This is a genomic window from Lentzea sp. NBRC 105346 (assembly GCF_030269605.1).
Taxonomy (GTDB): domain Bacteria; phylum Actinomycetota; class Actinomycetes; order Mycobacteriales; family Pseudonocardiaceae; genus Lentzea.
On sequence record NZ_BSTQ01000010.1, the window covers coordinates 35,651 to 52,553 of the forward strand.

The following is a 16,903-nucleotide window of genomic DNA, read 5'->3' on the forward strand; positions in this document are numbered from 1 at the left end:
TCAGCGGTGCTTTCGGGCTTGTTGGCGGCGGCGGAGCTCGCGGCGTTGCTCGGAGGCCCACCGGTGGATCGTGCCGTGCGGGACGCCGATGGTCGCGGCCGTGGCGTGGACGCGTTCGGCGAGGGTGGTGCCGGTCGCGTTGGCGAGGTGGTTGAGGGTGAGGTTGCGCAGAACGGGTGGGTAGGTGGCCTCGGCGCGGGGGTCGACGCGGAGGAACTCGAGGAGGCGCTGGCCGGTGTTGCCACGCAGCCAGGTGTTGATCCGGGTGCCGACCGACTGCTGGGCGGCGGAGTCGGTGCGGACGTCGCTGACGTGCACGATGCGGCGGCCGCCCGGTCCGATGTGGACGTTCTGCACCCGGTACCGGGCACCGGGTTCGAGCAGGACGTGGCCGTTGAACGCGCGGGCGTTGAAGCCGTGCACGACCACCACGTCGCCGGTCGGGCGGGGCGCCGGGTGGGCGAGGGTGCCCGGCGGAAGCTCGACCAGTCCGCCCGCGACCGCCTGGGGCAGGGCGAACGAGACGTGCGCCTGGCCGGTGTGGACGGGCATCGCGTACAGCGCGGACCGGTACTGGGCCAGGCCGGCCGGGGTCGCGAGCGGCGACGTGTCGCCCGTGGTGACGGTCTGCAGGAGCTGTTGTTCGGCGGCTTCGATCGAGCCGTCGTAGTAGGAGTCGGCCTCGCCGCCGGTCGGCGGGTACGGGACGGACGGACCGGTCTGCGGGGTGAACGTCGAGACGACGCCCTGCGGGATGCCGCGGTGGCGGATCTGGTTGTCGCCCGGTGGAATCGTCGACTGCTTGGGGTGGTCGACGTACTCCCGCGCGAGCTCGTCGAGGTCCTCCTGACTGAACGAGGCGTAGTACGACGCGGCTTCACCCTCGCCCGGCAGCACCTCACGGAACCGGACCTCCGGACCCATGTCCTGAGTGGACACAGCCGCGAGGACCGAGGGATCGATGCCACGGGGCCGGATCTCGTTGTCGCTCGAATTGTCGCTGTCGGTGTCGAGGGCGTCGGCCACGGCCAGCAGCGGGTCGTTGTTCGCCTTCGTCAGCAACGCGGAAAGCGCCTCGTAGTTGGCGATGGACTTCGGTCCGCCGGACGGTTGATCCGGGTCGCTGAGCTGCGCATAGGTGTCGATCAGCGGCTGCCACTCGAGCAGGTACCTGGCGCGGGCACGGGCGGCGGCCGGGGTGCCGAGGGCGGCGAGCTTGTCCATCATCGCCGAGAACAGCTTGTCCTCGGCGATCTCCGGGTGCCGCGGGCCCTGGTTGGTCAACAGCGTCAGGTCGGTGACCGGCGTGGCGTCACCGCCCAGCGCGATCAGGGTCTTCTTGAGCAGCCAGGCGTTGCGCGGCGTGAACTTCGCGTTCGGGCCGTACATCTGCTGCCCCATCACGCCGTCGTCCTTGACGCCCCGGCCCGACCCGGCCTTGCGGCCGTAGTCGTTGGCGGGCGTGGTCAGCGGCGGGTACTGGGTGAACACGCCCTCGGGGTCGAAGTACTCGTCGACGAGACCGATCTCATGACCGACGAGCTCGTGTGCCAGCACGCCGTCGGTCGCGTTCGTCGGCATGGTGGTCGTGTCAGGCCGCAGACCCGGCGTCGGGCGCACGAAGTTGACCTGCGGGTGGTGCGCCTCGGCCGCGCTGCCGACGAACTTGAGCTGCACGTGGAGCTGGTTGCCGTCCGGCAGCCGGTATCCGTTGTAGAACTCGTGTGCCGCGTCCTTCGCCTTCTGCAGCATGTCCCGATGCTGAGCCTCCGTCATGATTCCCGGCTTGGGGGCGTAGTGCTTGACCGTGATCACGTCGACCGTCTGCCCGGTCGGCACCTTGATCACGCGGTGCTCGAACTTCACATCGCTGACGTAGGGCTGGACATAGACCTGGTTCGGGGCGTCCTGACGTTCGGCGAGGAAGCTCGCGGTGTCGAACTCGACGGCCTCGGACTCCATCAGCCGGAACGGGGCCAGCTCGATCAGGTCCTCGAACGGCGTGAGGTCGGCCGGGTTTTCGGCCTGGAACCAGTCGGCCTGCTTGTAGGTGGGGGCGGTGGGGTCCGTCGAGGCGTGCCGCCACGACTCGTCGTTGAGAATGTCGTCGCCGGGCCGCGTGTTCCTCGGCCGGTCGACGCCGTCAGCGGTGTAGCCGACTGCCTCGTCGAAGTCGGCCGCGTTGAGCGGCGGGCGCGGGTTGTCGTCGCGTCCGGTCCACGGCTGCTGGACGTAGCCGGCATCGGCGTCCGGTACGACGCCGATCTGCTCGGCGGTCCTGGTGTCCCAGTCGACGTCGATGTGGACGCCGGCGGGGGCGCCGGCCCCGCCTGGGAGAACGCGGATCTCGGGCTGGACGTCGAACCCGTTGCGGTCGCCGATCCTGGTCCTGAGCCGGTCGGCCAGCTCGCCAACGCGGTCCGCCACGGCCGGGGCGAAACCGCTGAACGTCACGACCGGCATCCGCGTCGCCTGGTCGGTGCGCGTACGGATCGTGTCCGCCAGATCCGTTGCCAGTTCGTCGAATCGCCGCCGGTCCTCCGCGGAGAGCTCGGCGGTGCCGAGGCCGATGGTGGCCTCGTGACCGGCACCGGACCAGACCCTGGCCTCCTTGTCGGTGACCGGGTCCGCGGCGAGCGGGTCGCCTTCCGGCGGAAGCTCGAACAGCACCAGGTTGACCGTGCCGGGAGCGCCTTCCGTCTCCGCGGCGCCCATGATCTCGAGCACCTCGTCCACCGTGGTCTGGGCCGCGGGCGCGGTGTTGCGCTGCAGGTCCTTCAGGTGGTCGCCGACCCGCTCGTGGACGAGCTCGGTCACGGCCTGGATCTGGGCGTCCGGATCGGTGACGCCGTCCTCGACGACCTCGATCCCCATGACGAGCTTGGTGCTGGCCTTGTTGAAGGCCAGCAACGCCTTCTTGGCGATCTGGTGGGCCAGCTGGTCGAACCGGGCGGTCTCGCCGGGCGAGAGGCTCGTTGTGCCGGGCGTGAGGGTGAACGAGTCGAGGGGTGTCGGCTCGATCGTGTCGATGTCGATCGCCGTGACCTGACGGGCCGGCCCCGCGTTGGCCGGCTTCGTGCCGTTGGTCAGCTGGTCGACCTCGCCGGCCGGGTCAAGGGTGATGGTCACCGCTTCCTTGTGCGGCAGGAAGGCGATCTTGTCGGCCTCGCGCGGAGCCCACGGGCCCTTGCCGTTCTGGTTGATCTTGGCGAACGCCTCGGACAGTGACGAGGTCGGCTTGGCGAAGTCCGGCTTGGGCTGCTTGGCGAGCTCCTCGGTGATCGACGGCAGCTCCGCGTCGTCCTCGCTGCTCTCGACGTCGGATTCCGGGTCGATCGCGAGCAGCTTGTCGACGTCGATGTCCGAGTTCGCGTCGACGTCGTCCAGCGGCGTGATCGTGGGGATCGGCTTGGGCTCGACCGCCGGCTTGGGCTCGACGCCCTTGATCACCTCGTAGGTGGTGCCCTTTGCGGTGGTGACGGTCTCGCCGGACGAGACGATGTCGGCCGCGCCGCCGTCGAGGAAGACGACCTCCTGCTCGAACGGCATCGCCGACAGCGGGCCGATCTCGACCGCGTTGCCGCCGTTGAGCTCGATCTCGACGAGCACGGGATGCGAGTAGTCACCGCCGGTGTTCTGGTTCACGAAGTTCATCGCGACCGACTCTTTGAGGCTGGCGCTCGCGAAGTCGCCGAACTTGATCCGCGACCCGCCGTAGGTCATGGAGAACTTCGACATCAGCGGGCCGATGTCCTTGAGCGACAGCTTGCCGAACTTCTCCTTGAACGTGCCGGGACCGGTGAGCTTGTCGTACAACGTGGTGTCGCCGCCGAGCTGACCGAGCTTCCAGTCACCGCGGTAGATCTTCACGCCGCTGAGCTTCGGCAGCTTCGAGAGCGCCTCGGTCATCATGTCGGTGTGCAGCCTGACCTCGGCGATCATCTGCGGGCTGAGCTCGGCGAGCAGGGCGTAGGTCTGCTGCCGCAGGTCGGTGCGCGCCGTGTCGAACAGCTCCAGCTGCGGCATCAGCCTCGCCAGCTCGTTGTCGATGCGCCGCTGTCCCGCCTCGATCTGGTCGAGCCGCTCCTGGGGCGGCTGGTAGCCGGGGGTGTTCAGCTCGTCGTCGAAGTCGCGCCGCATCTGCTCGAGGTCCTGGACGCGTTTGTTCGTCCGCTCCCACTCCGTGTCGAAGACCCGGACCTCGTTCATGTTCGCCACGAGCTCAGGGTGCTTGGCGAAGAGCTCGAACCGCTCCCCCTCCGGCGCCAGGATCATCGCGTCGAGCTTTTCCCTGAGCTTGCCGAACATGGCGGGGATCGCGGCGATCGCGGGCAGTGACTGCGTCTGCAGCGACATGTTCATCAGGTCGTGCATGTTCGGCCCGGTGTAGACCTGCAACGCGGCGAAGTGCGCCTGGCCGAGCCGGCCGAGCACGTCGGAGGCCGTCATCTTGTTGCGGCGCAACCAGTCCTTGAGCTCGCCGAGCCGCTGGTCCTGGCCCGCGGTGCGGGCGTCCTCGCCGGACTCGATGTACACGAGGTCCATCAGCGTCCTGGCCGCGTCGTTCGCCTCGGCCCGCGTCGGGTGCACGGTGCCGCCGCTGAGGTACATGGCCTCGTGCGGCGGGAGGACGTCGTTGCCGCGCAGCTCCATCATCAGCTGCGGGTCGAGCTCGGTGAGGCTCTGGTACATCTCCGGCGCGCTCGTCAGCGAGATCTTCTCGCCCGTCTTCGCGTTGGCCATCCCGGCCATCTCCGCGCCGCGGATGATCTCGTAGAGCGAGTGGTCGTCGCCGAGCATCCAGGCCATGTTGGCCTTGAGGAAGTCGATCTCGTTGACACCTTTGACGTTCAGCCACTTGAAGCCGGTCATCATGCGGGTCGTCGTGCCGGACACACCGGCGATCAGCGGCATGCCCTGACCGGTGTGCTTCTTGTGCCACGCCGAGGTCTCGTCGAGCCCGAAGATCGCCTTGCCGGACTGCCATGGCAGCGGCAGCTCGGGACCCTCGTGCGCGGGCTGGTCCGGGCCGGAGCGGGGCAGGTCTGTCGCGCGGACGTTCTCGATCCGCCCGTCCCTCGTGGTGAGCGAGTACGCCTTCGACAACGGCATGACGTCCTCGATGTCCACCGTCTCGAGGCCGTCGTCGGAGTAGACCGAGTCGTCGTCGAACCCGATGTCGGTCGGCTCGATCACGGCCTGGACCGGGTTGCCCTCGGCGTCGAAGATGACGTTCTTCAGCCTGTTCCCGTTGACGTCGAAGACGTGCAGCTCGAGCAGGTTCGGGTCGGCCTCCGGCGGCTTCGGCAGGCCGGTCTCGGGATCGAACTCGATGTCCGCGGGGTCGAAGTCGATCTTGGTCAGCGCGTTCTCGACGTCGAGGTACGCCGGGGGCAGCTGCGGGCCGGGCAGGCCGGGTGAGCTGTCGTTGACGAACGCCTGTCCCGTCGTGAACTTCTCGGCCTTCACGATGGCGGGTGGCGCGCTGAGTGGCTTGCCGACCCGCTCACCGTCCGGCGTGGTCACCTCGGCGCCCTTGAGCTCGCCGTCCACAGTGAACAGCTGATGGATCTGGTTGCCGTCCGCGTCGTAGGCGACGACCTCCAGCACGTTGTCACCGGGGACGGTCGGCCTGCCGTTCTCGTCGAACGTCACCGTGGCCGGGTCGGCGTCCTGCTGCACCAGGCCGGTCAGCTCCAGTGTCGAGGACAGGAACTGCTGCTCGATGACGTCGAGCCCCCTGCCGTCGCGGTGCAGCTCGATCGGCGTGGTCGTGAACGGGCCGGACTTGCGTTCGACGTCGGGCCGGGAGAACCTGGCCGCCTGGCTGGCGGCGATCTCGATCGCGTCACCGCCCTGCGTCGCCAGGTTGCCCAGCGCGAACGGGTCGTTGGAGAACAGGTACGCCTTCTCCGGGTACAGCTTGTTCAGCGCGGTCTCGGCCCACCAGCGGGTCGAGCCGTTCATGAACTCCTTGTGCTCGTCCAGCGCCTTCGTGTCGAGGCCGAGCGCCTTGGCCTCCTTTGTGGACAGTGCACCGCTCGTGTAGTCCTGGACGACCTTCCCGAGCGAGATGTCGCCGTCGTTGAAGTACAACGCGTTGTACAGCGCGGTCATCTGCACGCGCAGGTTGGCCTGACCGACCATCTGCCGGAAGAGGGCGGGCGAGGTCAGCACACCGATCTGGCCGGCGCTGGTGATGTTGACGTTGCCGAACGCCGCGAGCACCTTCTGTGGGTCGTCCGGGTAACGCTTGGACAGCACGTCGTAGAGCTTGGTCAGCGCGCTCTTGACCGACGCGCGCACCTCCGGCGCCTTGAAGAGGTGGTCGCGCAACTGGTTCTCGAACTTGTTCGCCTCGGTCATCCACTCCGGGTTGTTGACGAGGCTCTGGAACCCGAACGGGGCGTCCACGGGCGCGTTGGGCAGCTTGACACCGGTCTCGGCGTCGAACAGCGACTCGGCGTCACCCAGCGAGGCCTGGTCGACGTTCTCCGGCAGCGTGGCGACGTCGGTCGGCGTGATCTGGGACGTGTCCGGGCCGCGCTTCTCGGCCAGCCACAGGTCCTTGGGCAGCAGCTGGACGTTCGCGGCGGTGGCCTGCTTGCCCATGACGCCCTTGCCGTCGGTCACCCGGCCGGCGCCGACGACCTCCGTGGTGCCGTCGAGGAACGTGACGGCGCTGCCCCTGCGGTGCTGGAAGACGCTCGGGTTCGCCTCGCCGCCCTCGAAGTAGGCGTCGTCCAGGCCGGTGAAGTGGCCGCCGATCTCGTGCGCGAACACCTGCGGCTGCGCGTCGATCGGGATGTTGAGCTGGTTCGGGCGCGTGCCGGGCTGGGTGATGCTGATGCGTCCGGTCGCCTCCTTCGGGTTCGTGGTGAACTCGACGTTCTGGCTGAACTGCGCGCCACCGGGCAGCGCCTTGCCCACGTTGAAGATCCCGGCGACCCCGGCCATCGCGTTGTTCTTGAACGTCTCGACCTGGCCCGGCGAGAAGTCGGCCTCGTTGTCGATGAAGATCCGGAACGTGCGGTCCTGCACGACGACATCGCCGAACTTCATCATCCGCAGCTCGAACGCGATCGGGCTGCGCCACGCCGACAGCGACAGTTTCGGCCGGTGACCGGGCCGTTTCACGATCTCGCTGGTGTCGGTGAGGCCACCGGTCTCGGTGGTGTAGCGGACGAACGGCACCTTCGCCCGGACCGCGTCGATCTCGCTCTGCGGCACCACGGTGGCGGGCGTCGCCCACCGCGCCGACGGGTCGTCGAAGCCGACCGGGTTGTTCTTCCAGCTCAGGTCGTCGAGCACGGCGTTACCCGGCCGGGGCGCGGGCGAGGTGATCGGCGTCGCCGAGGTCGCGATCTTCGAGTTCTCAGCGGTCGGCGGCAGGCTCGGCACCAGGGACGCCTTGCGCGGCTGAAGACTCCAGTCGATCTTGATGCTGACCGTCGACTGGTTGCGCTTGTGCCGCACGGTGCCGGGTTCGAGCGTGACGGTCGGCTTCACCGATCCGCGCCGGCCCCCGTCGATACCGCCGTCAACACCGCTGTAGTGGTCCATGCGCTGGTCGAGGTAGGCGAGCGCGGCCTCGGCCTGGGGCCGCACGTCGGAGGTGAAGCCGGTGAACGACACCTCGATCGGGTTGTAGCCCAGGCTGTCGCGCCGCGCCGAGGCGTCGACCAGCGTCTTGGCGAGCTTGTCGAGGTCGGCCCGCTGCTCCTTGGTGAGCCCGGTCGTGCCGGGCTCGAACGACAGCGCAGCCTCGGTGCGGTGCCTGCTCTCCACCGAGCTCGGGTTCGACGACCCACTGTCCACAGTGGCCGTCTCGACGTTCACCGACGGACCGCCGAAGGTGAATCCGGGCGAGCCGGTGAACTGCCTGCGCGGGGTGAACTTGCCCTTGGTCTCCGGGGTCGCCAGCAGGCCGGGGTTGTCCTGCCGGATCTCGGCCTCCAGGCCGCCGACACCGTCCGGCGCGGGCAGGAACGTGTTCTCCGGCCGGCCGTAGGGGCGAGGCTGCGACGGGCCGCTGATGTCCGTCTTGTCGATCTGCGGTGCGGCGGTCGCCTTGCGCTTGAAGGGGTTCTTGAACTTGGGCATCTGGGGCGGTGAGTCGAGGTTCATCCGCTCCAGCGGCGGGATCACGTCCTCGAACGAGTACGACGGTCCCGCGGTGTTGTCGGCGTTGTCGTCGAGGTCGTCGTCGACGAGGAAGTCCTGCACCCAGTCGGCGACGGTGCTCGCCGGGAAGCCGGTCGCGTCGGCCGTCGCGATGATGTTGGCGTTGTGGTCGGACGTCAGGCTGTTGAAGTGCGAGACCACCGCCAGCGGCACCTGCAGCGGGTAGGTGGCCGGGCTGTGCGGGTCGATCTGGTGACCGGTCTTGTTGAGGAACGAGACCAATGTCGGCTTCGGGGCGCCCTGCCCCACCCACTTCGTGATCAGGCCGCCGGTCATCGACTGGCTGGACGGCAGCGTGCGCACGTCGGCGACGTGGACGTGGCGGACGCCGTTCTCGTCGACCTGTGAACCGAGCACGCGGTACTGGGCGCCGGGGTCGAGTACCGTCGGCGAACCGTTGATCAGGCCGCTGAGCGAGCGGGCGTTGACCGACTGGATGGTGAACAGGACGTTGTCGCCCATGAGCGTGGGCGACTGTCCCGGATCGGCGATCAGGTCCATCGGCAGGCCGGTGAGCACGCCGGTGTCGAGCCCGTCGACGAAGGTCTGCGGCAGCTGGGCGCTGGCCTGCAACGGTCCCTGCTGCGGCGGCAACAGGTTCAGGCCGTTCTCGAGCTCCGCGCCGAACCGCTCGTTCGGGTCGCCGACCAGGTCGATCATCGCGGCTTCGCCGTGGGCGACCGCGAGGACGGTCGCCAGGTTGCTCGTGGCGGTGCTCGGCATGACGTTCATCGGCGCCGGATGGATCTGCAGGTACCCGTCGGCCTGGGTCAGGTACGACTGCCACGTCTGGCGGCCCGCACCCGTGACCCTGTTCCGCAGGAACTCGGCGGACAACGGCTCGAGCTGCTGGTTGGGTGCCTGCTGGTTGGGGTCGGTCAGCGTGAACTCGACGCCGGTGGCCGTCGTGTTCTTGACCTGGATGCCGTACTTGGCGCCGACCGGCCCCATCACGGCGTCGGGCGCCGCACCCGGCAGCGCGGCCAGCGAGCTGCCGGTCACCGGGACCTGGAGGATCACGTTCTTGCCGTCGGTGCCCGGCGGCTGGGTGTGCAGCACGGTGCCCGCCGGGATGGACACGGTCTGCTGGTTGTTCGCCCGGTCGATCAGCATTTCCACGTCGGAGTCCGGAATGCTGAGCGCCGCGGTCGCCGGGCCGCTGTAGGGCTCGAGGCGGCTCAGGCCCGCGTTGACGAGCGCGTGCAACGACGTCAGCTCGCTCTGCGACGCGGCGCCCTGCATGTTCGCGTCGTTCAGCACGGCGAGCACCGCTGCCAGCTGAGCGCGCGCGACGGCGACCGACTCGCCCTTCTTCATCAGGCCGGGGTTGTTCGCCAGCAACGTGTCGGCGTGGCCGAGGTAGCCGTTCCAGGCGTCCTGGCCGACCACGGCGTCCGGGGTCAGCACCGGCGGAGTCGGCGCGGGCGGGGCCAGCTGCACGGTGCCGGACGCGGCTTGCAGCGTCGAGTGGATCTGCGCCGCGACCGCGGGGTCGGGGTGCACGAACACGATCTGCCGCACGTTGACGAGCTCGGGCCTGATGTCGCGCAACGCGAGGAACGCCGCCTGCACCGACGAGGAGTTGTTCCACCGGCCCTCGCCCAGCAACGGCAGGGCGACGCTGTTCGCGCCGAGCTTGTCGGCTTCCTTCAGCGCGTTGGCGTAGGTGTCGGCCAGCAGCTGCGGGTCGCCCTCGCCGACGGCCTGGCTGTCCGGGGTGATCGCGTGCACGATCGCGCCCGTGCTCAGCGCACCGGCCTTGGTGCTGATCGCGTGCGCGGGCGGGAACGGCTTGCCCTGGCGTGGTTCCTTGATCGCGGTCAGGTTGTTGATCAGGTCGACGCCCGCGCCCGCCAGGATGGCGCCGCTGGTGCCGCTGAAGCCGAACAGGCTGCGGTCGGCCGGGTTCACGATGACGTCGACGGCCTGCTCGGTGATGCTGCCCGTCAGTACGCCGATCTCCGGTCCGCCGGTGGTCGGGACGATCTGCACCGAACCGACCAGCCCGAGCGGTTGCGGGGTGACCGACAGCACGCCGGTGGTCTCCGGGTAGAACCGCGCGCGGTACAGCTCCACCGTGGCCTTGGAGTGCTTGGCCGCCACCGCCGCCTCGGCGTCGGTGAGGCCCTTCTCGATCGCGATCGAGATGGCGGCGGCGTCCTCGACCGTCTCGCCGTTCTGCAGGGCGAAGTCCTTGACACCCGGACGCAGCTCCACCTCGGGCCGGCTGGTACCACTGCGGGTCCAGCCCTCGACGATGTTCTGCGGCGCCAGCGTGATCTCGGTGGCCTCGGTGTACTCCGTGAACGCGTCGATGTCGGTGTGCGCGTCGGTGTTGGTGGCGTACTGCGGGGTGTACTCCGGGTCCGGTTCGGGCAGCGACCGCACGTTCTCCAGGAAGGTGCGGAGATCTGTCTTGGTGAAGCGCTCCGGGTGGTCGAGGATCTCGCCGAACTTCTTGTAGGCGTCGAACCACGGCTTGAAGTGCTTGGCGTCGACGCTGCCGGGGAAGTCGAAGTCGGCGCTGGCCTTGATGTTGTCGAGGTTCTCGGACAGCTCGCCTTCACCGAGGATGCCCAGCACCGGAGCCAGGGTCTGCTTCTGCCTGCCCGGCCGGAAGAACGACTTGCTCTGGTCGATGGACTCGTCGATGAGCTGCATCGCGTCGGCCGAGGTGCCGCCTTCGCCGAGCTGCTGCTGGGCCGCGGCGACGCTCTTGGCGATGCCGCCCGCGACGATGTTGCCGACGCCGGGGCCGACCCAGATGTTGTTGGGGTTGTTGTGCAGCAGGTGTTCCCAGCCCTGCAGCATCGCGATCATGTGGGTGCGCTGGGGACCGGGGTTCGGGTAGTGATGGCCGAGCCAGGAGTTCAACGCGTCGACCGAGGTGTGGCTCGCGATGATGTGCCGCTTGTGCTCGCCCTCCCCGACCGGCTTGAGCTGCTTCATCTCCTCGGTGAAGTTCGCCCGCTCGACCGCGGTGTAGTGGCCCTTGTTCGTCCACAGCTTCGGGTCGAGCGGCGGCGCCATCTCCAGGTCGCCCGCGTCGATGTCGTCGAGTTCGATCCGCGGGCCCTTCTCGTTGCGGACCGGCTTGTCCGAGGCCGGGACGACCGGCTTGGGCTCGACGGGCATGGGGTTGTCGTTCGGGGTGGCAGGCAACGGCGGCGCCGTGGTGGGCGCGGTGCCGCTGAAGTGCTCCTCCTCCGGGGTGAGGTCACGCAGCACCACCAGCTCGTTCGCGTTCGGGTCGCCGACGCCCACGGCGACACCGTCGGCGCCGACCAGCGTCAGCTGGACCCCGAACTTGTGCGAGACCAGCAACGGGACCAGGTCGGGCGACAACGCGTTCCAGTCCCACTGGCCGTCGGTCAGCAGCAGCTGGTCCACGTCGGTCGTGGTCATGTTGTTCGCCGCGAGAATGCCGAGCAGCGTCTGGTCGTTCCGCAGGGCGAGCTCGGTGAACCCCTGCTGCAGCACGGTGCGCACCTGGGCCGGCGTCATGCCCGCGAGCGCGGCGATGTTGTTGTTGGTGCCGAAGAACGGGCTGTGCGCCGCGGACTCGATGAGCGCGTTGAGCACGCCCTCGCCGTTGGTGTCGGTGAGCAGGTTGAGCCGCTCGGGAACGCCGGTGACCGGGTTGCGGCGGACGATGGCGTCCTCGGACACGATGAACTTGTCGCTGCCGACCGGGGCGTCCGGGCGCAGTGTGGCGCTGGTGACCCAGCGGTCGATGGACTCCCTTGCGGCACCGAGAACCTCGGACATCACCTTGGTCGAGTAGAAGTCCTTGGTGACCGGGTTGATCTTCCCGGACATCCGGATGGCTTCCTCGCGGATCACCCGGTTCATCACGGTCTCGAACGCCGGCGTCGACGTGTCGGCCTTGTCGGAGACCTGCTCGGTGAGGAACTTGCGCAGGGTGGTCTTGCCGTCCCAGGTGAAGTGGGTCGTGGCGACCAGCAGGTCGGGGTAGATCGACTCCATCAGCTTCGCTTCGGCCAGCCCGGCGTTCACCAGCTTCGACATGTCACTGACCGTGCCGCCGATCCGCTGCGCCATGTCCCCCAAGGACATGGTGGCATTGAGCTCGACGGCCTTGGCCTGCAGCACGGACCGCACGGCCGGGTACATGATCGTGGTGGTGTCGCCGGACCGCGACAGCGAGATCCCCTTGTCGACCAGGTGCTGCTTCATGGTCGTGGTGCCGTCGTAGGTGAAGTCCGCGATCGCGTTCTCCACCTGCTGGAGGCTCGGTTCCTTGGTGTCGGTGCGGATCGCCAGCTTCCGCAGGGTCTGCACCGTCCAGCCCATGGCGTCCGCGGCCTGGTACTGGGTGTAGTTCCGCTCGGCCCGCGGGTTGTACGTCTTGGGCAGCAGGTCGAACTGGTAGGTCAGCACGGAGATGAGCTCCGGCGACTTCTTCGCGTTCAGCGTTTTCGGGATCGTGACGCCCGCGTCGATGAGGGCCTGCTTGAGCGTGTTCGCCGACGGGGTCTTCGGATCGAAGTTGTTCGGGCTCCAGGCCCTGGCGACGTTCTCGATCTTCGCGAGGAGGTCCTGGTTCATCGTGACATCCAGCAGGCCGGCCTTGCCCTTGCCCTTCTCGCGCTTGCGCGGCATCTCCGGCGCGGAGTCGGACTCGGTGAGCCAGTCCCGGAACTCCGTCAGCGTGTGCGGCGCGGTGCCGAACTCCGCGGTGATGTCCGTGTCGGTGGCGCCGTTGCCCAGCGCCTCGATGATCGCGTCGACCTCGGGGCGCGGGCGGTCGATGAAGTCCGCGAACTGCTCGATCTCCCAGTCCTCGGGCGTGCGGAGCTCCGGCGTGGTCTCGACGTCCGGCTCCGGGGTGACCTCCGGCTCGGCGGTCAGCTGGTCCACCACGAACGCCGGGACACCGGTCGCCTTCTCGGTCTCGGCCAGCTTCACCGCTCGCGGTCCGTCGAGCGCGCCGAACCCTTCGCGGGTCAGGTCGACGACCGCCTGCGGGTAGGCGTCCGGGTCGAACGGGTCGAACCGGACACCCGCGTCGGCCAGATAGTCCACAAGGGACTGGTCGGTGTCCGCGTTCTGCCACTGCTCGACCAGGCTCGCCGCGTCATCGGTCGTGAACGGGTCGTTGCGCACGTCCGTGACGTGGACCTGCGGCCTGCCGTCCGGACCCGGTTGCACGCCGAGCACCTTGTAGGTCGCGTTAGGGTCCAGAATGGACAGACCGTTCGGCAGGGCGCGTGCCTCGAACCCGTCGACGACGAGCACGGCGTTGTCCGTGTCCAGCGGCGTGATGCCGGTGTCCGATCCGAGCACGCCGAGCGGCAGCTTGCCGAGGTTCGCGCCGGGCGTGAGGTTGCCGAGCTGGCCGGCGGTGAGCCGGACCGGGGCGGTGACCTGGTTCGGCTGCACCGGCAGCAGCTTCAGGCCGTTGGCGAACGCGGTCTGGTGGCGGCGCAAGCCGGGGTCGGCGCTCGCCACGGCCTCGATCATGCTGGGCTCACCGTTCGCGACGGCGAGCACGGTCGCGACCGAGGCGGCCGCGGTGATCGGGTTGGCGTTCACGGGCGGGTTGCTCGCCAGCTGGGTGTTCGCCTGGTCGATGTAGGCCTGCCACGTCTTCCTGCTCTTGCCGTCGACCGGGTTGTTCAGGAACTCCGGGGACAACGCGGGCAACGGCGACGGGGTGCGTGCGACCTTGAACGCCCTGATGGCGTTGGGGTTCGGGCCGGTCTTCTCCAGGTTCCACAGGTCGCGCGGCATGACCGTGGCGACGTCCGGGTCGAGCGCGGCGTCGGTCATGATGCCGGGGTCGCCCTCCGGCGCCACCCGGCCGGTGCCGACGATCTCGGTCTCCGCCTTGACGGGCTTGCCGTTCTCGTCGAGGTCGTAGTGCTGGACGACCTTGCCGTCGGAGTGCTGGAAGATCCGCGGGGCCTGCTCCCCCTTCTCGGAGTACTGGTCGTCCAGGCCCGAGGAGTGGCCACCGATCTCGTGCGCGAACACCACCGGCTCGGCGTCGATCGGGATGTTGATCTGGTCGGCCCGGCCGCCGGACGGGGTGATGGTGATCTTCCCGGTCGCGGCCTCGGGGTCGGTCGTGAACTCGACGTTGTAGTTGAGCTGGTCGCCGGTGGGCAGCGCGTAGTTCTTGTTCCAGTATCCGGTGATACCGGCCTTCGCGTTGTCCTTGAACGTCTTCAGCTGGTCCGCGGTGTAGTCGCCCGCGTTGTTGATGAAGAGCTTGAACGTGCGGTCCTGCACGATCGTGCCGCCGAAGTCCATGCGCCGGATCTCGTAGCCGATCCGGCCCCGCGTCTTCGCCTCGACCTCGAGGTTCGGCCGGCCGTCCACCAGCAGCGGCCGCTTGTCGATCGAGTAGACCTGCTCGCCGATGACGATCTTGTTGTTGGCGGGCAGGCTGCTGATGGTGGCGTTGTCGTGGATGCTGGCGTACTCACCGGAGAACTTGGTCGCCGGCACGAGCGCCCGCGCGGCGTCGATCTTCGCGGCGGGCACGGGGTTCTGGTGCTTCGCCCAGTTCGCCTCGGGATCGTCGAGACCCTTGGGGCTGTTGCGCCAGCTCTCGTTGTCCAGCACCGGGTGCGGGGCCTGCGGCCCGTCCGCCGTGATGACCGGGTGGATCGGCTGCTGGACGCGCGTGTCGGTGGGCGCCTGGTAGCCGGCGACGCGCTCCAGCTCCCAGTTCACGGCGACGACCGCGCCCGCTCGCCCGTCCGGCCTCGCCGGGACGACCTCCAGCTCCGGGCGGGTGGCGGGCGTCAGCGTGACGCCCGCCTTCTGCAGGTGGAAGTCGATGCGCAGGTTCAGGTAGTTGACCGCGGCGGTCGCGTTGGCCTGGACCTCCGGGGTGAACCCGCCGACCAGGACCTGCGGGGGCAGGTAGCCCTGCCGCGCGCGCTTGGCCGACGTGCTGGCCAGGTCCGCGGCCAGTTTGTTCAGGTCCGCCTTCTGGGTCTTCGTGAGCGCGTCGCCGGGCGTGAACGTCATCGTCAGCTCGGGCTTCGGCTCCCACTGGGTCGACCGCGGCGGCGACGCGGCTGGGCCGGTCTCCGGGTCCAGCAGGACGTCCGTCACGCCGGGCGTGCCGCCCGCGCGGGTGGACGGGACGACCGTGACGACCGCATCGGCGCCGACCCGGATCGGCTCCGGGATGTTGTGCTGGTCCTGCAGCTTCGTCAGGTGCCCGTCGAGCTGCTGGAGCACGAGGTCCCTGACTCCCGCGTTGCGTGCGTCGGGGTCCGCGCCGTTCGACACGACGTGCAGGTCCGGCTTGGGCCCGCCGTCGAAGTGGTGCCCGAGCAGGATCTCGGCCACGCTGCCCGTGACCTGACCGAGCTTCCGCGCCGCCGCGGGGGTGGGAACGGTCGCGTCCGGCGCGAACTCGACGGTGGTCAGCGGGAGCGCGGTCGGCGGCACCGGGACGGCGTCGGTCGTCTTGAGCGTGACGCTGCCCGGCGTGCCGTCCTGTTCCTTCACCAGCTCGACGTCGACGAGCGAAGTTACGTCCACATCGGACGGAAGCTGCGTGGCGAGGCGGGCGGCGATCTCGTCGACCAGCAGGCCCGGCTGGAGGTTCGACAACGCGGGGTTCGCGCCGGCGCCGTGCACGGTCAGGGTGACCGTCGGCTTGCCCTTGCCCGCCAGGAGGTTCTCGTGGCCGAGCGCCGCCAGGTCGGCCACCACCTGGCCGAAGGCCGCGTCCTGCTCGGGGGACAACGTGACGTAGTCGTCGCCGAACCGAATCGTCGTCTCGGTGACCGTGCTCGTGTTACCGGACGCGGGGTCGAGGGTGACCGTCACGGACTGCTTCGGCGGGAGGGTGGCGATCTTGGGTGCCTCGGCGGGCGCCCACGGGCCGTCGTTGAGGCTCTTCAGCCCCTGCGGCATGCCGCCGGTATCGGTGCCTGGGGCTGGAGCGAGCGGCGCGTTCGGTGGCCGGAAGTTGTTGTCCGGTACGTCGCGCGACTTCGGTGCGGAGGATTCCGTGACCGCGGAGTCGCCGAACCGGAAGCCGGCCGTGCCGGTGAACTGCCTGCGCGGGCCGCGCAACGGCTTCCCCGTGCCGTCGAAGACCTTGACGGTGCCCTTGCCCGCGTTCTTCGCGCCGTACATGGCCTCGTCGGCCTGCTTGGTGAAGCTCTCGACCTGCTGACCGTCGAAGTGCGCGACACCCGCGCTCGCGCCGACGTTGACCTGGATCGGGCTGTTGTTCTGGTCCAGCACCGTGATCGGGTTCTTCAGCGAGTCGACCATGTCCTGGACGCTCGCCTCGACCTCGGCCTCGGTCTTGCCCTTGAAGAGCGCGCTGAACTCGTCGCCGTGGTTGCGGTAGGCCTTTCCACCGATGCCGTCCGCGGTGGCGCTGAGCCGCCTGCCGACCTCCTTGAGCACGCTGTCGCCCGCCGCGTGGCCGTAGGTGTCGTTGACGGCCTTGAACCCGTCGAGGTCGAAGAAGCTCGACGAGAGGCGTCGGCGGTGGGTGCGCGAGTCGAACGCCGCGTTGGCGAGGTCGGACTTGAACGCGGCGTCGTTCGCGATGCCGGTCAGCGGGTCGGTGTAGACCTGCTCGTTCAGGTCGTCGATCGTGGTGGCCAGGGTGTCCAACGTGGACTGGAGCTCGATCTTGCTGATCTCCAGGGCCTGCACCTGAGCGTCGAGGTCGGCGAGCTTCACGCTGAGCAGTGAGTTCGCGCTGAACAGGCGG

1 protein-coding gene (only partly in view) is annotated in these 16,903 nt (G+C 68.9%); it reads right to left on the minus strand.

Translation table 11 applies throughout. The annotated features are described in order from the left end of the window. A protein-coding gene (locus QSK35_RS21655; RefSeq protein ID WP_285749005.1) for a diguanylate cyclase domain-containing protein crosses the window boundary here: on the minus strand, window positions 1-16,903 show its 3' portion. It continues 16,292 nt past the right edge of the window; only the last 16,903 of its 33,195 coding nucleotides appear in the window; its start codon lies off the right edge, out of view — the gene reads right to left on this strand; it ends in the stop codon at window positions 1-3.